The sequence below is a fragment of the Colwellia sp. BRX10-1 genome (genome assembly GCF_014077545.1).
In the GTDB taxonomy this organism is placed as follows: Bacteria; Pseudomonadota; Gammaproteobacteria; order Enterobacterales; family Alteromonadaceae; genus Colwellia_A.
Window position 1 is genome coordinate 1 of the sequence record NZ_JACGWC010000104.1, and the last position, 476, is coordinate 476.

Sequence of the window (476 nt, forward strand, 5' to 3'; positions counted from 1 at the left end):
TTCTTAACGCGCATTCGGTTAAAAACGTGGTTTAAAAAACCAAATTAATATTCACTCACCAGATACTGAAACACGTTCAGCATGACGAAAGTAAACCTTAATTTGGTCTTTTCTTTAATGAAGAATCATAATGGTATCTTATATTATACAAGGCAGTTTGTAGCGTCGTGTAGTTTACTACACAAGCTGCGAACTAACGCGGTAGAATTTAAGATGGTGGAGCTATGCAGGATCGAACTGCAGACCTCCTGCGTGCAAGGCAGGCGCTCTCCCAGCTGAGCTATAGCCCCATCGGGATTCTTCTAATTTGTTATCATGTAATTTGTGTAGACACTCGTGAAACTCAAGAGCTTCCATTAAACTGTTTTTACTTCAAGATAAGGAGGTGATCCAACCCCAGGTTCCCCTAGGGTTACCTTGTTACGACTTCACCCCAGTCATGAAACACAAAGTGGTGACCGTCCTCCCGAAGGTTA

General features: G+C 42.2%; 1 tRNA gene and 1 rRNA gene. Both read right to left on the bottom strand.

The annotated features are described in order from the left end of the window. Positions 1-214: 214 nt before the first annotated feature. Positions 215-290, bottom strand: a tRNA-Ala gene (locus H4J75_RS19725). Between the two features lie 88 nt (positions 291-378). Continuing rightward, positions 379-476, bottom strand: a 16S ribosomal RNA gene (locus tag H4J75_RS19730); the annotation flags it as partial.